18 protein-coding genes are annotated in these 17,537 nt (G+C 59.4%); all 18 read right to left on the bottom strand.

What is annotated here, in order from left to right; genetic code table 11:
• Positions 1 to 11: 11 nt before the first annotated feature.
• Positions 12 to 539, bottom strand: coding sequence for a hypothetical protein (locus tag IAG25_RS32505; RefSeq protein WP_187608525.1), 528 nt, complete (start codon positions 537 to 539; stop codon positions 12 to 14).
• Entirely contained in the window at positions 536 to 3,592 is a 3,057-nt protein-coding gene (locus IAG25_RS32500; RefSeq protein WP_187608524.1) for a hypothetical protein, read from the bottom strand. Before IAG25_RS32500 ends, IAG25_RS32505 begins: the two co-directional genes overlap by 4 nt.
• Entirely contained in the window at positions 3,589 to 3,843 is a 255-nt protein-coding gene (locus IAG25_RS32495) for a hypothetical protein (protein ID WP_187608523.1), read from the bottom strand. Before IAG25_RS32495 ends, IAG25_RS32500 begins: the two co-directional genes overlap by 4 nt.
• A complete protein-coding gene (locus IAG25_RS32490; protein ID WP_187608522.1) occupies positions 3,827 to 5,104 on the bottom strand; it encodes a hypothetical protein in 1,278 nt (425 codons plus the stop codon). Before IAG25_RS32490 ends, IAG25_RS32495 begins: the two co-directional genes overlap by 17 nt.
• Complete coding sequence (locus IAG25_RS32485) at positions 5,079 to 5,864, bottom strand: HNH endonuclease signature motif containing protein (RefSeq protein ID WP_187608521.1); 786 nt, start codon at positions 5,862 to 5,864, stop codon at positions 5,079 to 5,081. The genes IAG25_RS32490 and IAG25_RS32485 overlap by 26 nt, the downstream gene beginning before the upstream one ends.
• Before the next feature lie 27 nt (positions 5,865 to 5,891).
• On the bottom strand, positions 5,892 to 6,428 hold the full coding sequence (locus tag IAG25_RS32480; protein ID WP_187608520.1) for a hypothetical protein: 537 nt from the start codon (positions 6,426 to 6,428) through the stop codon (positions 5,892 to 5,894).
• A gap of 14 nt (positions 6,429 to 6,442) precedes the next feature.
• On the bottom strand, positions 6,443 to 6,970 hold the full coding sequence (traQ, locus tag IAG25_RS32475; RefSeq protein WP_187608519.1) for a conjugal transfer protein TraQ: 528 nt from the start codon (positions 6,968 to 6,970) through the stop codon (positions 6,443 to 6,445).
• Positions 6,970 to 8,103 (bottom strand): hypothetical protein, encoded by a 1,134-nt coding sequence (locus IAG25_RS32470; RefSeq protein WP_187608518.1) that lies wholly within the window; start codon positions 8,101 to 8,103, stop codon positions 6,970 to 6,972. The genes traQ and IAG25_RS32470 overlap by 1 nt, the downstream gene beginning before the upstream one ends.
• A gap of 67 nt (positions 8,104 to 8,170) precedes the next feature.
• Complete coding sequence (locus IAG25_RS32465) at positions 8,171 to 9,301, bottom strand: DotG/IcmE/VirB10 family protein (RefSeq protein WP_187608517.1); 1,131 nt, start codon at positions 9,299 to 9,301, stop codon at positions 8,171 to 8,173.
• A gap of 2 nt (positions 9,302 to 9,303) precedes the next feature.
• The gene (locus IAG25_RS32460; protein ID WP_187608516.1) at positions 9,304 to 10,293 is read right to left on the bottom strand and encodes a DotH/IcmK family type IV secretion protein; all 990 of its coding nucleotides are present in this window, start codon (positions 10,291 to 10,293) and stop codon (positions 9,304 to 9,306) included.
• 10 nt (positions 10,294 to 10,303) lie between these two features.
• Complete coding sequence (locus tag IAG25_RS32455) at positions 10,304 to 10,744, bottom strand: hypothetical protein (protein ID WP_187608515.1); 441 nt, start codon at positions 10,742 to 10,744, stop codon at positions 10,304 to 10,306.
• An 8-nt stretch (positions 10,745 to 10,752) separates the two neighbouring features.
• Positions 10,753 to 11,427 carry a DotI/IcmL/TraM family protein gene (locus tag IAG25_RS32450; RefSeq protein WP_187608514.1) on the bottom strand — a complete coding sequence of 225 codons (675 nt, stop codon included), beginning with the start codon at positions 11,425 to 11,427 and terminating at the stop codon, positions 10,753 to 10,755.
• On the bottom strand, positions 11,424 to 11,792 hold the full coding sequence (locus IAG25_RS32445) for a helix-turn-helix domain-containing protein (protein ID WP_187608513.1): 369 nt from the start codon (positions 11,790 to 11,792) through the stop codon (positions 11,424 to 11,426). The genes IAG25_RS32450 and IAG25_RS32445 overlap by 4 nt, the downstream gene beginning before the upstream one ends.
• Before the next feature lie 165 nt (positions 11,793 to 11,957).
• Complete coding sequence (locus IAG25_RS32440; RefSeq protein WP_187608512.1) at positions 11,958 to 13,517, bottom strand: UvrD-helicase domain-containing protein; 1,560 nt, start codon at positions 13,515 to 13,517, stop codon at positions 11,958 to 11,960.
• Between the two features lie 233 nt (positions 13,518 to 13,750).
• Positions 13,751 to 14,050, bottom strand: coding sequence for a DUF4148 domain-containing protein (locus tag IAG25_RS32435; protein ID WP_187608511.1), 300 nt, complete (start codon positions 14,048 to 14,050; stop codon positions 13,751 to 13,753).
• A gap of 157 nt (positions 14,051 to 14,207) precedes the next feature.
• Positions 14,208 to 15,140 (bottom strand): tyrosine-type recombinase/integrase, encoded by a 933-nt coding sequence (locus tag IAG25_RS32430; RefSeq protein ID WP_255504103.1) that lies wholly within the window; start codon positions 15,138 to 15,140, stop codon positions 14,208 to 14,210.
• Between the two features lie 909 nt (positions 15,141 to 16,049).
• Complete coding sequence (locus IAG25_RS32425; protein WP_187608510.1) at positions 16,050 to 16,472, bottom strand: hypothetical protein; 423 nt, start codon at positions 16,470 to 16,472, stop codon at positions 16,050 to 16,052.
• Positions 16,445 to 17,461 carry a PRTRC system protein D gene (locus tag IAG25_RS32420; protein WP_187608509.1) on the bottom strand — a complete coding sequence of 339 codons (1,017 nt, stop codon included), beginning with the start codon at positions 17,459 to 17,461 and terminating at the stop codon, positions 16,445 to 16,447. The genes IAG25_RS32425 and IAG25_RS32420 overlap by 28 nt, the downstream gene beginning before the upstream one ends.
• Positions 17,462 to 17,537: the final 76 nt, after the last annotated feature.

Below are 17,537 nucleotides of genomic sequence, written 5' to 3'. Positions count from 1 at the left end.
TTATGCGGCGACTATATGGACGAAGTCACGCACAGATCGAAAACAGTTGCGATCGCTCCCGGCGAACGCAGGAAATCCCGAACACTTCCCAACGGCCGGTCGGGTTCGATGCACCCTGCTTCGATCTGCCAGATGCGATGCGAGTGTTTGACTGCCGTCAGCAGCGTGAAGGCGATCAACAATAGGCTCAGGAGGAAGCCGAGGAAGTTTCCGCCGATGAGGCTGCCGAGTCCAAAGCACGAGCCAAAGAAAGTGAAGACGAAAGCAACACGCTTGCTGCGAATGCTTTGATGGCGAATCTCAGCGAAGCTCAACGCCCCTTCCGGCCGGCGCTCCAGGGCCTGGCGGAACGTCACGACGTGGGGACGCGTCGAATCCGCGGCGATCTCGTCGTTGAGGTCGCGCAGCGTGGCGGCGCCCGCTCCAGCGGTCTGTCTCATGGAGCGCAGCGCAGCGTACAGCGGATAAAAAGGAATCGCGTTGAGCGCCACGTATCGCAGCGTCTTTCGGCCTATGCTTCGATTGTTGTCGGTCTTCATGCTGCACGCTCCAGATGGAATTCGTCGCGATATTTGACGAGCAGCTCGTCCGCGACTTTGTCGATTACGTTTTCGACCTCTCGCGCTCCCTGATCTGCCCGGCGCGCTTCGAGATAGGTTTGCGCGCTACCGCTCGGGAATTCGCGCGCGAGAATTCGACGGGCGACGGCAGGCGAAGCTCGCTTGTACATGCGCTTGCGCAGTGCGACGTCTGGCGCCGTGGTCGAGAATGCCCATAGCTCGATAGCGCCCGGTGCGTTGTGGAGGATCTGCGTCACGACGCCGGTCTTGGTCTGATGCCATGCGAGGAAGCGGCCGGCACCGCGCACGTCGCGTTCAAGCGCCGCGATCGCCGAGTCCGACAAGCCGAACAGATCCTGCGCCCTGCGGCGCGAGTCGGCCGTGCCGGCGTTCATGATGTACGCGGAGAATGCCGACTCGGTAATCGGCTCTCCATCCGAGTCGAAGTCGCCCATGAACTGTGAAGCGAGGCTGACGCGAATGCCGTGCTTTCGCCCCTCGCGTCGGTCAAGAGACAGCAATCGGCGGAACGATGTCTTGCCGCCCGTGCGGTGCAGTTCGTCCACGCACAAGCCCTTCATCTCGTCCTTGATGTCCTCGTACTTTCGACGATGAGCCTCGTGGTACTGCGCCGGCGCGAGGTCGGATATGTCTTCGGGCAGATAGTACTGACGTGCCGCGATCTGGCGCGCGAAGATGAACATGATCTCGGCGCGGCGTTCGCCATCTGGACCGGAGCCTCGGGTGACTTCTTCGAGGTCAAGCGCGATGACGCGGGACAGGTCGCTCAACTCGAACTGAGTATGTGACGCAATAATCGAGAAGTCGCGCAATGCGTTCTGGATGACCATTCGCATGGCGTCGAGCAAGGTCATTCCCGTATCGGTCATCGCTCGTGACGTCTCGGACGGCTCGAAAATCGAACGGATGCGGTCGGAGCCGCAAGCTTCCACGAAGTCGGCCAGAACTGGTACTGCATAGCGCTGCGCGCGGCGAGATTCGCGGGCCATGCCAGCGCGAGCGAGTTCATCGGTGACGTCCCACCACGACGTGTACTCGTCAGCCTGATAGCCAACTTTCGCCAGTGCCTCATCGACCACCGTGTCAATCGTGGCCTCATATCGTTTCTGTGAGCTAGGGTCCGAATACTTGGCGTACACCTCATCGACGAGCATGCCGGCGAGTTCGGGCGCGTTGTCATATGGCTTCTTAGCGCCGACTGGCGTCGCAAGCGACGTTAGGAGGGAAATCAGGAATTCGCGGTCGAACGCCGTCGGCTTGCGGCAACCTGGTAGCGTGTCACACGGATTGATGGCGAACTTCGACTCATTGCGAAGTCGGATGTATAAAGCCTCGTGTTGCCGCTCGGCGGGAAGCGCGTTGCGAATGAGATCAATAAGGCCGCTCGAACTAACGCCGACGTCCAAGATCGTAATGAGCGGGAGGCGGCGAAGGCCCGGAGACAGGATCGCGCCCAAGTTGAGCGTGTTCAGCCAAACGGACTTACCAGCACCCATAACCGCCCAAATCAGATCGATCCACGCCGTCTGCAACGACGAGTTGGGCTGGAAGGGATACACCTTTCCATCGAGCGTGCGCAGCATGATCGAACCGCCAGCGTGCCACGGGGACGCGGCGCGTTGAATCGGCAGCATTCGCACGATGTGGCGCAGCGGCGGCACGAGCTTCGGTGCAATCGACTTGTCGGAAAAGCCCGGAATCGTCGAGGTCAGCCCCGCAACCGGGTCGCCGACGTCCGTGCTGATTTGCGCTACGCCCCATCCCTGCATCGCGGCGACGAGGGACGACAGGCGCTCTTGGCAAGTCTTCTTGTCCGGTCCCCACGTCGCGGCCGTAATGCGCACTGAGACGTGGCACTCCCCCTCGTCCTGCGCGTGCTGGATCGCGTCGAACGATCTCTTGATCGACTTATTGGTGCTGCCGAGGAACCCGAAAATGCTCACCGCGAACGATTTGAATTTGCTTGCTTCGAGCCCGCCCGGTTCGATCGTGAACTTGATGCGCCATGGCAGATCCCGACCGACGCGGTCGAACAGCATCATGAAGTCATGCACCTCTTGCGGCCCGAGATCCATGTACGCGGCACCGTGGTACTCGCCATTAATGTTGACGAATTCGCCATCGGTCTCGATGCGACCGGAGCACATCTGTTCCGAAAACTTCGGCAGGTAGAGGTCACCAAGTGAGCCGTTCACCGACTTGCGAGGTGTGTAGCGGTCGCCGGGAAGCGCCGGCTTCCATTTCGCATCCGTTCGACGACGATCGTAGGACATGCGGATAGCGCGCGCCGACTCGTGCGTGGACATGCGCTCGACATGCAGTTTCGCGTAGCGGCAGTCACGTTCGATCGCATCGACGAACGTTTCGTGACGGTGGAGGATGCCTTTCATGATCGCAGTCGGCGATTGAGCGTCAACCATCGGCTGAATCGCGTGCTCTTTGATGTTCTGCTTGTGGCTCTCCATTTCGCGCTTGAACTCGTCCGGCGCCATCGCGCTAAGATGCGTGTAGAGCAGCAGGTAGCAGGACTCGTGGCTGCAAAGTGAGGCGACACGCTCAACCCGATCATCGAGCATGTCGGTCAAGTCAAGGCCGACGCGTTCGCACGTGTCATAAGTCGGCTTCATCATCGCGCGGATCTTTTCCCGCACGACGTCGGGATCGCGCTCGAATGAGAATTCGAACGAATGCCCCGCGCGCTGGCAGTAGGACGTCATCGAGCGACGCAGTTCTTCGGTGATGCGTTCGAACTCCACATCGCCCACGATATCCATCGAGCCGGTCAGTTCGAGCATCGTCAGCATCGCGCAGTCGCGCGTGATGAGGATGTACGGGCGTGCGCCCTTCGGATCGACTGCTGCCATCTGTTTCGCGCGCGAGCTATCCGGATCCAGACCGATCGCCGTCTCTAATTGACAGTACGAGGGGAAGTCCGCGCCGAGTGCATGGCTCGAAAGCCACGCCATGACCGATTCGACGTTTTGAAGAAAGGACGTTGCGATAGTTTTCATGGTTGGTTCCTTCGGCGCATGATCTCGGTGCGCATGGTGTGGACCGCTTTCGATTCACTCAGGACTTTGGCGATCCACGGATCTGCTGCTGCGGCCTGGCTAATGATTTTTGTTGCGTGCAGCACTCGGTCCGACGGCTGCATGTCGGCAATCCGATCAAGCGCGAGAAGATCACCCGAGCGGATTGCCGCCGCGCACATCACTTCAGTCAGCGACTGAAAGTCGATAGGTTGGTCATCCAGCGGCGGCATAGACGTCGTCCTCTTGAATGACGCGGTGGAAATTCGGGCAGATGATCTTGTTTTCGATCGCAAACTCCATCGCCCGCATCAATTCAGACCGCAGCAAGCGAACCCGAACCGCGCCCGTCGAATACCCGGTCACGGTGAAGCCGCGATCGACCGCCTTCTTTGCCACACTGAAACACAGTGCTCGGTCTGCCGCGCGAAGCCACACGGCGCGCGCCGTCAGCGACTTCTTTTTCAGCATTTTGTTGTACTCGTCGCTTGCGAGCGCCATCCAATGGTTCTCCGCAAGCAGGCCCGCAGAGTACGAAAGATGAAGCAGCGGATCGGACGTGAGTGCCGACGGCAAAAGCGACCTTTCGGGCAGCATCTTGTACTCTGCTGAACGGAAGACCGACTTAATCTCCAGTGGCGTGAAACGCGCGAGCCAAAGCAGTTCAGGGTGCGAAACCCATTCGCGGAGCACCATGCGCGATTGCACTTTCTGCCCGAACGCTGCTAGTGCGGCGTACTCGGAATCCGCTCGAGTCATGTCGAGCACCACCTCGGCGAGAATCGGCGTGTCATGCTTCAGGCAGAACGCGAGCCGATCCCGTTGCGATACGGGCAATTTGACGCTCGGGATGTATTCCCACGCCTCATCCGGTATCGGGCATGCCAGGATCTGTCGTGCGTGGTCCAGTCGATTCAAGCGCATCGTCAGGAAGACCGAATTCGGCACGAAGTCAGCACGCGACAGAGCCGAATCTGTCTGATATGCCGAGCGCAAAGCTCGTTCGAGAGCGGGATTGTTCGGATACGTGTCGCGGGCGAAACGGGATTTGATGTTCTCGTGCAGGGAATCTGCATTGGCTAGCTCGCCGGGCTTCCACTCGTACCCTTGCGCTGCAAGGCGAAACACTCGCGTAGCAACCTCGGAGACGGCTTGAGCCGCCACCTTCGCATGCGCCCCCATCATCTCGTAACCGAGATCGGCACAGATCTGATTGATTTGCGTTCGGAAGAACGTAAGCGAGCGCAGGTTGTGGACGTTGCGATGCCCGAGCGTGATGAACTGGCTGAACTCGCCATTTGTGATCCAAATGACGTTGTTTGCCAGATCCGAATGTTGACGAACGTAGGTCGCTTCGGTTCCGTTTACGGAAGCCCACCCCGAGGCACATTCCTTCGGGTTGTCGTAGAGCATGATTCCGATTTCGGGAGGGGTAACCTTTGCGTCCTGATCCGCGTTGCTCAGCGCACTATCGTTTTGCTCGTGCGCGTTCATAGATCTGCCCCCACGTGCTGATCGGAAGAGACTTGTAGCTCTCTTCGATCCACCGACCGATGTATTCCATGAAGCGCACGGGCTTATAAAGCAGCGCCATGCCTGAGAACGCGCTTATGCGCTTGTCGAAGTCCTCGTCTTGGAGACGAAGCATGGCATTTGCGAAGTCCGACGGGTTGGCGCTACCCCATTCGCGCGCAATGAGTTCGGCTCGACTAGCCAAGTGCTGAAGCAGAGCGTTTGCTTCGGCCTTCTCTTGATCGGTGCCCGTTTCGAGCACTACGGCGATCGTGCGCTGAAGATGGTTGATCTCTGACTGCGGCAATCCTTCGAGGTGCACGAAAAGCCCTTGCCGCTGACTTCCAACCTGTCCAATGTGCTGTGTGCCATGGCAAAGAGGATCAGCAATGGCGAGGTTCTCATCGCGGTTGTCTGCGTGATTGTCATTGCAGTGGTGCACTTCAGTGTGTTTCGAGCGGAAGCCACAGAAAACACATTTGCCGCCGCCCTTTACGAGAACGGCATCACGCTTTGCTTTGTACTCGGCGTCGGCCGACTCCATGCCTTGATCGTCTTGACGCCAAATCTTGCGCTTGACCGAGAAATGAATGTCGCGGTATCGGCGCGTCGCGAAGTTCGCGCCGAGTTGGTCGGTCGGACGAGACTTGCCTTCCGTAGCCTCGTCCCACGACACGCCCGCATTGCGCACTGCCTCTTCATCGAGAGCAACGCTGGCGCGGGAATCCTGTTGGAAGGCCATAGTCGTGTCGTGTGGTTAGTGGTGTGCTTACAGCCCGCCCGGAAGCTTGTTCATCTGGCCGGAGCCTCCGCCGATCGTTTCAGCGCCGCTGTCCATGATGTAGCCGACCATACCGAGAGCGGGACCACCGAGGCCGTAGCCGAACACCTGGCCGTTGGTGACTTGTTGGTCGCCCTTGGACTTCTTGATGCCGCTATTGATGCCCACAGCGGTCGAGCACATGCCGAGGCCATAGCAGCCATACACGATGCCCGAGTAGACGTCGCCGAGGTCATTCTTGACCGAGCGGAAGATAGCGCCGATCGACGCGTTGGCGTAGTCGGGAAGGAGGATGCTCAGGCAGAGCAACACCACCGACCAGAGAAGGAACGTGCTCAGACGCGGAGACGACTTCTTCGTCATCGCGTGCGCGACGAGCGCCGTGACCATCACAGTCACGGTGCCAGCGAGCATCGGGTTCAGAAATGCAATTCGGCCGAGGAACGACGCCGTGAATGCGCCGAGCGCAATCTTTTCGGCGTGCTCCGTCGCAAAGAGGTGCGCGCGTGCAGCAGTTTTATACATGACAACTCCAGTGGTCAAAATGTCAATCCGAGTGTTTCTTTGAAAGCATCGAGCGTGGTAGCGATGTTGATCATCGCTGCACCGCCCAATATGTGAATGAAGCCTTTCCACGCGTAGTCTTCGTACCCACCTCCTCCACCGCCGCTCGATGCCTTGCGAAGCTGTGTGAAGCCCTTGAGCCCATACCACCAGCCAAAAGTCGAAATGATCGTGAGGACCGCATTTACGGCAGGCGCGAATGCGCCAGCCGCAGAAGCGCCGGCATACGACACCATGCCGTACGTCGTTGCGGAGGAACCTGTCATCGAGTCCCACACGCTGCCCATCGAGAAAGAGAACTGCGCGAGCAACACGCCGATGAAGAAGGTGCCGAAGATCTTGCTGCCGGAAATATCTGAACCGGGTGCACCCGATTTCTTGATCGCGCTCGAAATCGCACTGCCGCAGAACCAGAGGCCGATCGCGAAAGCAAAAGCTACAGCCAGCGATTCAGCTTCGACAATGTCCTGCGCGAGGTGAACGACGATCGTTGTGAGATCCATTACTGGATCACTCCGGCCGTCGTATAGATCTTCCCGGCGTCCGCGTCGATCTTCGTGACTTCAGCACCGCCGATGCGGTCGCCAATGCTGACAACGATCTGTTTGCCGCTGTTTTCGTCCTCGACCCAACCTTGGCCGGGAATCACTTGCTTGATGTGCCAGCCGACCTGCGTTTCGAGCACACGCGAGTGCTTTCCTTTGCGCGTCGCTTTTGCGCTGGCATGACGTACCGGCTGATCGTCAGCAGCGGTTGTTGTCGCATCGCTATCAGCGGGTGCCCCGTCGGTCGTCGTTGCTTCGTCGGATTTCGCGCTCGGGGTGTGCTTGACGCGTTGCACCGCGTGCTTGCCACGCAGTTCGGACAGTTCGCGTTCCAAACGCGCGATTTTTGCGGCACGCGTCTCGACAGGAGCTTCTTGTGCGGCGCTAGCCGGTGTAGCCGCTGACGGGATGATCGCGCTAGCGGTGGCCGCGTTGGGCGTCGTCGTTGCGTCGGCGGTCGCAACGGGAGCAGGGTTGCCACCGACCAGTGCGGCCGTGGCCGGACCAAGATCTTGTTGAGCCTGCATCGCGGCTGGCATCGCATTCGGTACAGCCGGAGAAAAGGTGGTTGCCGGCGCGCTAGCCGGCTGCGGTTGCAGTGATGCGACCGACGTTGCCGGCGCTGCGCCAAGGTCGGCAGCCGTAAGCGATGCGGGAGCGGCTTGAGCGGCCTGTGGAAGTCCGGCAGGAAGAGAAGAGACGCTCCCGGCACCGGCTTGTCCGCCCTGCGCCATCATTCCACCGCTGCCGTTTCCACCAGCGCCATCATCGGCAGGAAGCGAAGCGACTGCCGTCGGTACGGGCGAAGGGTGTGCAGCATGGCCGAAGATCTTCTTGTAGCCAGCAAACAGCGCGATGAAGACGATGAATCCGCCACCAAGAAGAACCGGAACCGGCAGCTTCTTTTTCTTCTTGGGAGCACGGCCATCGGGACTATCGTTGAACGACAGATCTTCCTCTTCCTCGGCAGCGGGGTGCGGCTGGTCGTGACCGTGCTGAGCCGAATGCTCGTTATGCGGATACTCCTGATGCTCGGCGTCGATAACCGTCGTATCCGAAGGATCGAGTTGAGCGAAATGATCGTGAGCCATAGTGAATAGTGTCCCCGCAACGTATGGTTGCAATTATACGGAAAAAGACGGGCGTTGAAACAACGGATCACTCGCCCGCAACGTCAGACTTGAATTTGATGATGATCGTGGTGTTTGCTGCAACACGCCCACGGACCGGAGGGATCGAGTTGACCTGTTGAGAGATAACTTGCTGCATACCTTGCGTTCCACCGGCCGCAGCCGCACCGGCCGCTTGCGTGATGGTCGCGTTCGGATTGACCGATGTCGTTCCGCCGAGCGGATTGACTGTTACGGTCGCGCCCGAGTTGGCGTAGACCGCACCGACGGCACCGACGGCACCTAGCAAAGCAGGCGCGAGGATGCGCTCGCCGTAGCGATGATCGATGTCGGCGGGAAGCGAACTCATCAGCGTTTCGTCGTTAAGCGCAGTGGCGGTCACGTTGTAGCTCTTGCCGTTGCAACGCATGGTGGTGAACGTGACCGTGACAGTCTCAGTCGAGAGCCGACCCGTCCCTGCAAGTTCTCCGTTTTTGCACGGACCCTCGTCAATGGTGGCGAAAACGTCCGAAGGCGCGTCTGTATCGATACCGTTCACCAGATGACCGGCATACTGAGTGAGCGCCGGAATGAGGACGCGCTTCTCGCGCGACTCGGCCGGCGAGGCCGTCAAGGACGCAGATTGAGGGCCTGCTGCCGGCGCGGCCGAGGCGGTATTACTCTTGTCCTGTTGCAGGCCGAGCACTTTCTGAGAGTTGGGCGGGTTGTCCCAGGCAGCGAAAAGCCCCGACATTTGTGTGCCGAGTCCTTGGGCAGGTGCCGGCAGCGGCGGCAGTTGCTGAGCGTTCTGATTCTCGGCTGGCCGCGAGTAGTCGATTTTCTGCGCGACAGGCGTTTGAGCCTCGCGCTGCTGGAACGTATTTTCCGTTGGCGTGTTATCCGACAGGGCCGGAATGAACGTAGCATCTTGCGCACGAGCCTGCTTTGCTCCTTGCGCATTTTGCTTGGCGAGCGCTTGGGAGTAATGTTGCGTCTCGGGAGCGGGCGTTCCACCGGCTGCATCAACGGTCGGCACATCAACTTCAGACGGCTTATCGTTGCGATGTTTCGCGGCGAGTACGACGATGACAAGACCAGCCACGACCACGGCCGCAATTACGGCAAGCACCTTCGCGTTACGAAGGAATCCGGGATGCATCTTTTGTTTCTGACCAGCCATCTTTACTCCAGATCGAAAATGACATTGCGCAGTGCACCGTTCTCGCTGACGGTGACCACGGGTGTCTTCGGAATCTCGTACACGTGCGTGCCGTCGGCCGACGTCAGCGATCCGGTGTAGGCCGGATTGTTCAGGAACAGTGGAGTGCGCAGCACGATGTGGTCGCCTACAACCCATGCCTGCATGCCGCTCGGGCCGCTCTGGATCTTCAATGGCTTGGCGTCAGGCGTGTCGATTCCGTCGAGCAAAGATTGAAGCGATGCCTTCGGCAGATCAATGGCACTGACGCCCTGAATAGGTTGGGCGGCGTTCGGACCGCGTCGCGGCACACGAATGTCGAGTCGATAATCCGTTTCTTTCTGACCCGCGATCATCTTGATGACGACCGGAAAAGGAAGGTCTTTTAGAAAGACTGCGACGTCGCCTTCGACGTAATCCCCTTTCGGCGTGATCGTGATCGTTGGGACGGCAGCGACTGGACGGACGACATCGAATCGTTCCGACGACATGTTATTGACTTCGAGAAGATCCCACGGAGCGCCGGTCGCGTCGATGAACGTCACGGCAGCACCAAGATTGCTGACCCGGACGATCGGCGGCGGTGCGCCGGGCGAGAGATCGACCGTTTTCACCGAGTACACGGGCTTTGGCGGAACAGTGGGGCTTGCTGCTGCGGCTCGCTTGGTTGTGTCGAGTCGCTTGCGCAGCACCTTGATCTGTTCCGGGGTCAAGGGCATGTAGTTGCCCACGGCGGTGTCGTAGTTGACGGCCGATTGTGGCACCAACGGCGGGAGCGGACGCGGCGCATTAGGATTCGAATAAACCGAACCTGCTGCGCCGCCATTATTAGGTGACTGTGCTGCTGCGCCGGGACCGTTCGGCGTCTGTCCCGCTGCGCCGGCATTGGACGGTTGCTGATATTGGGCGCTTGCGAGGTCTGCTGCGCCGCACATGGCGAGCAAGCAGATGAGCTTTGTGGCCAGGCTGCGCATAAGTGATTCCTTAGAAAGCGATGCCGGTCACGATCGAATACATCTTGCGGGTATCGAGGATCCCTGCCAACCAATCTTGGGCGCGACGGCTCGGTGCGGTGCGGTGCAGATCTTCAAGTTCCGCACGGCTGGCTTCGAGGACGTTCAGCGCGCGCAGCGCTTGATGCCACTCAGTGCCTGCAACGTTTGCAAGCGGATGCGACGACGAGTCGATCGCGTCCATCGCGCGAATATCCATCAGCCCGACGATCCAGTCCTGCGCGCGACGACTCGGAGCGGTCTCGTGCAGTTCTGCCAGTTCGTCACGCTTGGCGATGAAGGGGTCGAAAATATCGAACACCTGATGCCACTCGGTCCCCTCAACGCTTGCAAGCGGATTGGTCGTGTCGCTAGTGGATTCGGTCGCGGCGATGTCGATTGCCGACGGAAGTGGTTGGAATTGGTCAGTCATGCCGTCACCTAGTTATTCGTGCCGATGATGCGTACAGCAGCCGTGGCGATGCCTTTTGGGTTATCGACGGTCGGAATTCGTTGAATGTCGGTTTCCATCACGAACGTGTACGACTTCTTCTCAGTCTGGTTCTGGAGCGTGATGTTGATGGGTTGTTGGACCGTCCACTTGTATCCACCTGCGTTGTGCGGATCCGTCGCGGAGATGACCCCTGCTCCGCCCGAGGTTGCCGACGAGACGTAACGGCGGTCGCGGATCTTCTTGATGAGGCCGGACGAGTCCATAGCCGCCATGAGCGCGTTGTAGCCGGCGTCCGTGTAGCAGGCGTGCAGCGATTGCAGCTTGCGTCGAAGATTCTCATCCACGAAATCGAGCGTGAAGGAAGCGGTCATGCACGCTTGCGAGAATTCGAGGACGGTATCCGTATTGACCATCGGCACGCTCAACGGAGTAAGCGGCGTCAAACGGCCATCGGGCGTCGCGGCAAAGTACTGCGGTTCCGGCTTGTGCATGAACTGTGCGAGGTTCATGCCACCGGACACGACAAGAGCCACGGCCAGCACGAGATTGGACGTGAGCATGCGCGGCCAACTCGCCTTATAGAGAAACGTCTCGCGCAAAAGTCCTGATGCTGGATGAAGCGCGACGGATGCCGGAGCGCTCTTCGCTTTGGGCGTGCTCATGCGCCAACTTCCTCTTCAGATTGATATCGCTCGGGGTATAGCAGATGGATTTCGCGGACTCCATGGGCGGCGAATTCCGCGTCGCGCGTGCGCACTACGTCGATCCAGCGGCGGGCGGCGTCGAGCAATTCCACCTTTTGGGGATGCTCCGACGGACGCGAGTGACGCACGCAGTCAGCATCTTTGAGCACTTTTACCAAGCGCTCGGCGATGTCTGGACTTGGAATCGAGCCTTGTTCGAGCCGCGTCAGATACGACCGCGAAACGTCTGCCAGGAGGCAAATTTTTGCAGTATCGAGGTTGTGAGCAACCCGGTACGCCTTCAATAGAGTCAGAGGCTTCACGGCCATAATGTGCGTTGTCAATTCTGTATCATTACTGCAATACGCAAATTATTTATGGCTCTTTGTTGCCTGTCAAGCAAATTCCTCAGAAGGTACTAGATGTCAATCGTGGTTGCGTTTTGTTACTTGCTGTGCACACAACTTACCGAGACAACGTTTGCACTGACCGGTACACATGTACCTACTTCATTTCGCGCGCGATCGAAACTCGGCGGCGATCGACTGTGAACTGTGGAGATCCACGGGCGTTGCAGCCTTCGCTGCACGTTGAATCGAACGCAGGAATGAGCGCGTTCCGTCGTTGAGATGCAGCGCGCGCTCCGCACGGGTCGCGGCCACATATAGAAGATTCAGTTCATCCTCATCCACTTTATCGGCAGGCAACAAATTTTCTTTATCGTCAGTCAGGTCGCAGAAGTCGTCGGTAAGTAGTACCTGGTCGAATTCCAGCCCTTTCGATTTGTGGGCGGTGGTAAAAACGATGCCGTTCGAATGCGTCGTTGCGAACGACTTGGCGCTCGGCGCCGGCACATGGCGTCTTTCCAACTCGCGGATGAGCGCCGGAATGCGTTGCCCGTATGCGTCAGCAATCTTGCTTAGGAATTTGAGGTCGCGATCGTCGGTGTCCTCTGCGGCTTCCGCGAGTTCGGCCAGATCGGTGAACTGCCTGATGATCGGGTCGCGAATGCTGGCGTGCTCATTCATCGACAGATGGTAGGCGTCCATCATTGCTTCGAAGCGGTAACCGGATGTGCCGCCCACAAAGTGAAGCGGACGGTTGGATTCGAGTGCTTTGACGGCGACGTCGAACAAGGCAGCGTTGGTGCGCGCGATCGTGCAGTACGTGCGCGAGGTGTCGATCTCGAAGATAGTGGGCATGCCTTTCCCGGTAATCGGGCGCGGCATCTTTCGGAAACTGCCAAGAAGAGCCGTGGCAACTGCGGCGACGCCCGAACCGAAGCGAAAGGACGTTGTCAGGTAATGGGTCTCATCGACCTGGATCTCGCGCATGGCGTTCGTCGCGCCACGAAATTTGTAGATTGCCTGATTCTCGTCGCCGATTACTAGCAATCCCGTTTTCTGCCGTTTGATGATATCGAGCACAGTCGGATTCAGATCCTGTGCTTCGTCGCAGATGATCGTCGTGTACCGTTGCGACAGATCGGGACTCGACAACTGCCAGAGCTTCAAATAGCCGTCGTGCGGAAGCTTGACGTCGAGCTTGGTCGGGTCGCACATCTGCGCGAAGAGTTCTTTCGCGTAGTTCACTACCTGCCCTTGTTGACTCCGCGGGCAATTCAGATCCTCCGCAATGTGGCTCGCCGAAATCGCCTTGTCAGGCGAGCACAGCCAGCCGTGCAGCGCGCCTTGAACCAGACGCGCCATACGCGGGTTGACTTGAAGAGTGTTCGCGATCGCGAGCGTGCGCATGTCGCCTAGCTTCGCATTGCGCTGGTCGTGCGGCAGTGACGAAAAGAGGCGCGGAACGATCGCGCCGTACGCAAGCGAGTGCATGGTCTTGCATTCGACCCACTCCGGGAACTTCGACTTTGCGTCGTCGGCGATCGCCTTGTTGAAGGCCATCAGCAGGAAGCGCTCGTTCGGCCGGGCCATCGTGAAGCCACGCGCTGTTGTTGTCTTGCCGGTGCCGGCATAGGCATTGACGCGAATGCGCCGTGCCTTCGACCCGATCACCTTCGCCTGCTCCGGCGTCGGCGCGCTTGTTTGATTGCCCGTGATGTTCATTCCGCCCCACTCCTTGAGTACGTATCGTAGTAATGATACGTTGTTTGCGGAATAGGCGCGTGTCTTTCAAGTCGCCCGTGCGAGGTCGCCGAAAAAAGCCCAGCGATCTCGCTGGGCAAGCCGTCGGTTTAGCCGACAACGGAGGTGCAGAAATGCAAACTGGCCGAATGTCGATTCCGACAGCGGCCAGTTCTCTTGTACTTCGGATTACGACTCGGGAGCTTCCGATCGGCTTAGTGACCGAAATAGACCGGCGCGATGCTGTTGCCGGTGTGCGCGGGACCGCCCGATGCCGACGCAGTGTCCGCGACCCCACCGTAGCTGTTCTGGCCGTTCTGAGCGGCGACCTTCGCTTCGGCGGCTTGGATCTGCGCCGGGTACGTCGTGCGGTCCATGCTCGGGTTGTAACCAGCGCGTTCGACCTGCACCAGTTCTGCCTTCACTTGAGCGCGCGTGAGCGGCTGGCTTTGCGCGAAAGACGAGACGGCCGGGACGGCGAGTGCAGCGGCGACGATGAGAGTTGCGAGTTTCATGATGCTTACCTCCAGATCTTGTTTTTCGCAAACAGCCCTGTTTGCGTTTCAGTGATCTCAGTATAGGTAAGCGCCCGCTTAAGATTAATGATTGACTCGACAACTCATTGTTGCTGGATTCGGGATAACCCTAATGCGGTCCACGGCGCCGATCGGCTCAATGGTTCGGTCGCGGCGTCACCTCTGGCGTGTTGGCGGGCCGGCTGGCCTCCTTGTACTCCAGCCAAGCCGACCGCCGCTTGGCGTAGTGTCGCCTCGCGGTGCGCACGGACGAGTGCCCGAGCAGTTCGGCAACTTCCTCTTGAGATTTCGTTGCTTTCGCGTTCGCAGCGAATTGGTGTCGAGCTGAATAGAGCGCGTATCGCCGCTTCGGGTCTTTGCCCCACAGCGACTGACAGGCACGGCGCAGTGCCTCGCCGCAGCGATTGTGTACCTGGGCGAAGGTAAAGCCCTTCGATTGCATCTCGCTCAGCGACTCGAGGTGCGCCCGCACGACCGCAGCGTCGTCCGGGCGCACGGGGACGGACCGGCTGACGCCTGTGCCGCGCCCGTTCGTCGCTTTCGCGTTCCTCGCAGTCAAGATGCCGTCTACCGAAAGACTCGCGCCTTGCCATTCACAGGGGCGCAGGCCGGTGGCAAGCGCCGCCATCAGCCATAGCGCGGCCCGGCGAGCGTAGTCGCCTCCCTGTTTCGGATTCGAGAGGTTGGCGACCAGCACATCGTAATCGCGCTTTGGCACGCCCTTTCGTTTGCGCGACGAAGTCTGCCCCGGCTCGGACGCCTTCTTGCAATCCGCCCACGGCAGTGCACGGATTCGGTCGGCCGTTTCCCTGAATAGAGGATCCTGCGTGCGCTCGAATTCGACTTGGTAGCGGCAAACGAGGCTCGCCTGGTACTGCCGGAAGGTCGCCCATTTCCATTCGCTCGCGTGGCGCTGCATGTAGGCGACGACATCGTCAGGTGCGGGGTACGCGTCCTCGGGCATTTGCATCTCGTCGGCGATGCGGCTGAGGATGCCGTCGGCGCGCTTGAGGTAGACGCTGATGGTGCTAGCGGTCCGAGTCTGGTTTTGAGCGTGGTTCGGATTCATTCGTTTGGTCTTCGTTCTTTTTTGTCATCTGGCCTGCTCGGCTTCGGCCTGAGCGAACTCGGCGCGTGGGGCTCGTGGCCCTTACCGGTTCGTTCGCGACTTGGTCGATTGCTGGCCTTGCTCGTGATCGTACGGCTGTTGTGGCCGGTCGATCCAGTGCGCTGCTTTGCTCGTCTGCTGCTCGCGTCGTGTCCTGCTGTGCTCGTTTGCTCGATGGTTGTGTGCTGGCCTGGCCGACGGAGGCGGTTCGTTGGGTGCGATGCGGATCGATTCCGTGTGCCGGATTGCGTTCTGGCGAGGTTCGTCTCCGAGCGTGGAGCGTTTTCGTTACAGGTTGGGTATCGAATCTCGGCAAGGTAAACCTTGCCGCGTTACACACGCACCTTCGATGCGGTGTAACCGCCAGTCAGGTGACGATTTCACGCATGATACCGAGAGATTTTCGAAAACGGTGAGGTGAGTGAGCGAGTGTTGTTCGAACGCGTGCAAGTCGAACGCGGCCGTGTCGGTGTCGTGTGCGATCGAGTGCGAGCGCGGCTATCGCTGTTGATCGATTTCGCTCGTGGCGCGCGCGGTCCCTGCCCGTCTTCTCCCCGCGTCGATTGCTGTCAGCTTTCGTTTGCGATGCGTCGTGAATGAGTGAGCGAATGGTGATGGCGAACGACTGATGCGTGCCCGAGCGTGATGAGATCGGCCGGCGCGAGGTGGCGCAGCGACGTCAAAAATGCTGCGCTCCGAGGGGTTCGAGTCGGATGAAAACACGGTGCCGAACCGGGTCGGCCTGGCTCGTTTTGTTCGCTCGGGGTGATGCGCTGGAGGGTGCCGAGCGGCGCAGCGCGAGGTAGCGACGACGTTCCGAGAGTTGGTTGTTACCACGCACACAGCGGTGCGTGGTAACAACCCGTCACGTCAGTCCATAATCGACAGGTTCATCCGGCCCATAAGGGCGAGATTGGGGCCGCGAGGTTTATCGTGGGCAGAAGCGTCCGTGTCCGAATGTTTTTCGGATTTGGCTGTTACCACGCGATCGGCAACGGGTGTTTTCGGGTCCGAAACGACCGGCGTTGAGCGCGGTGGCGGGTTCATCTTGAGCGGTGGCGGAGGTGCCTCGTTTACTGCGACGGGCGCTGTCGGTTGGACCGCAGCAGGGGCGATTTGCGGCACTGCCGGGAGCCGTCCCTGCTCTGCCATCAATCCTAAGTTCGCAAGGCGTCGGAGCAACGCCATGCGCTTGTACGGGCTGACGCCGGTCATCGCATCGAACAGCGCCTCGTCCGAATCGGCGCTGATGTACCCGTTGAGCCTTACCTGCTTTCGTTCGAGCGCAGCCATTGTTCCCCCAACATTTGGAAGCCGCGGACGTTCGCGAACACGGGATTGCCACCGGTATGCACTTCGAGGTTCGGGAACCGCGCTTTGACTGCGTCGCGGTACAGGTGCGTTGCGCCGCCGACGAGAATCACGTTCTCGATATCGACGATGCCGCGCGTGCCGCTGATGAGCTTATTCACCGCAGAATCAGCAATTTGGCGAATCAGTGGGCGGTATTTTTCGAGGTCAACCTGCTGCCCGTGAACGCGCAAAACACGGCCCGTGCGCAGCGATTCGTCGATGCGCATGATGTCGCCCGGATCGCAGCTAAGATCGGCCTCGATCGCGTCGCGGACGGCCGTCAGAATGGTCGAAGCGCCCTGCTCGTTCACTGCCGCCGAGCGCGAATCGATCGGCCTGCTGCCTTGCGACACGACCCAATCCAGCGTGTAGTAGCCAGGATCGATGATGAGATTCATTTCGTGGTCGATCGCGTCGGTCATGTTGTTCTGAACGACGTAATCGTAGAAACCGCCCATAGGCTGCGGAACAACCGTAACCTTATGAACCGTAACGGTTTTATTGCCGATCTCGTGCGCGCCTGCAACGGACTGTTCGAGCGGACGGCGCTTGGCTTCGTAGGTGGTCAGCGGCAGACCGAGAACCAGACACTCGATCTCATCGACGCCCATGTACGCAAGCGATGCGCGAACCAGCGCCAAGTACCTGTTTGACAAGCAGAAGTTCTCGTCCAGCACGCGATCGTGACTACCGCCGCCGAGTGCCAAGCGCACCTCCTTCCCGCACTCATACGTCTCACCTCGAATCTCGATTTTGTGCGTATCGCGCTGCTGACCGATCGCGCGCGAGAAGTCGTTTTGCAGCGCAGTCGGCGTCAACGACGGGAACATATCGCAGATGGCATCGAAGTCTTGATCGAGCATCCCGACGGTGAATTTGGTATTGCCGTAGCCGACGTCTACGGCGCGAACTGCTTTAGCTTTGCTCATTGATGCCTCGTCTCAGGGCGGAAGTTGAAAACGACGCTTGCAGGCGTCGTTTGCCGAACAAACGACGCCGAGCGGC

The organism is Caballeronia sp. EK, from assembly GCF_014384845.1.
In the GTDB taxonomy this organism is placed as follows: domain Bacteria; phylum Pseudomonadota; class Gammaproteobacteria; order Burkholderiales; family Burkholderiaceae; genus Caballeronia; species Caballeronia jiangsuensis.
This window is presented reverse-complemented; position numbering and strand designations above follow the sequence as displayed.

What these genes read in the sequence shown, in the direction of transcription:
- IAG25_RS32505 (WP_187608525.1), bottom strand. Translation starts at nt 539, where the DNA reads ATGAAGACCGACAACAATCGAAGCATAGGCCGAAAGACGCTGCGATAC.
- IAG25_RS32500 (WP_187608524.1), bottom strand. Translation starts at nt 3,592, where the DNA reads ATGAAAACTATCGCAACGTCCTTTCTTCAAAACGTCGAATCGGTCATG.
- IAG25_RS32495 (WP_187608523.1), bottom strand. Translation starts at nt 3,843, where the DNA reads ATGCCGCCGCTGGATGACCAACCTATCGACTTTCAGTCGCTGACTGAA.
- IAG25_RS32490 (WP_187608522.1), bottom strand. Translation starts at nt 5,104, where the DNA reads ATGAACGCGCACGAGCAAAACGATAGTGCGCTGAGCAACGCGGATCAG.
- IAG25_RS32485 (WP_187608521.1), bottom strand. Translation starts at nt 5,864, where the DNA reads ATGGCCTTCCAACAGGATTCCCGCGCCAGCGTTGCTCTCGATGAAGAG.
- IAG25_RS32480 (WP_187608520.1), bottom strand. Translation starts at nt 6,428, where the DNA reads ATGTATAAAACTGCTGCACGCGCGCACCTCTTTGCGACGGAGCACGCC.
- traQ (WP_187608519.1), bottom strand. Translation starts at nt 6,970, where the DNA reads ATGGATCTCACAACGATCGTCGTTCACCTCGCGCAGGACATTGTCGAA.
- IAG25_RS32470 (WP_187608518.1), bottom strand. Translation starts at nt 8,103, where the DNA reads ATGGCTCACGATCATTTCGCTCAACTCGATCCTTCGGATACGACGGTT.
- IAG25_RS32465 (WP_187608517.1), bottom strand. Translation starts at nt 9,301, where the DNA reads ATGGCTGGTCAGAAACAAAAGATGCATCCCGGATTCCTTCGTAACGCG.
- IAG25_RS32460 (WP_187608516.1), bottom strand. Translation starts at nt 10,293, where the DNA reads ATGCGCAGCCTGGCCACAAAGCTCATCTGCTTGCTCGCCATGTGCGGC.
- IAG25_RS32455 (WP_187608515.1), bottom strand. Translation starts at nt 10,744, where the DNA reads ATGACTGACCAATTCCAACCACTTCCGTCGGCAATCGACATCGCCGCG.
- IAG25_RS32450 (WP_187608514.1), bottom strand. Translation starts at nt 11,427, where the DNA reads ATGAGCACGCCCAAAGCGAAGAGCGCTCCGGCATCCGTCGCGCTTCAT.
- IAG25_RS32440 (WP_187608512.1), bottom strand. Translation starts at nt 13,517, where the DNA reads ATGAACATCACGGGCAATCAAACAAGCGCGCCGACGCCGGAGCAGGCG.
- IAG25_RS32435 (WP_187608511.1), bottom strand. Translation starts at nt 14,050, where the DNA reads ATGAAACTCGCAACTCTCATCGTCGCCGCTGCACTCGCCGTCCCGGCC.
- IAG25_RS32430 (WP_255504103.1), bottom strand. Translation starts at nt 15,140, where the DNA reads ATGAATCCGAACCACGCTCAAAACCAGACTCGGACCGCTAGCACCATC.
- IAG25_RS32425 (WP_187608510.1), bottom strand. Translation starts at nt 16,472, where the DNA reads ATGGCTGCGCTCGAACGAAAGCAGGTAAGGCTCAACGGGTACATCAGC.
- IAG25_RS32420 (WP_187608509.1), bottom strand. Translation starts at nt 17,461, where the DNA reads ATGAGCAAAGCTAAAGCAGTTCGCGCCGTAGACGTCGGCTACGGCAAT.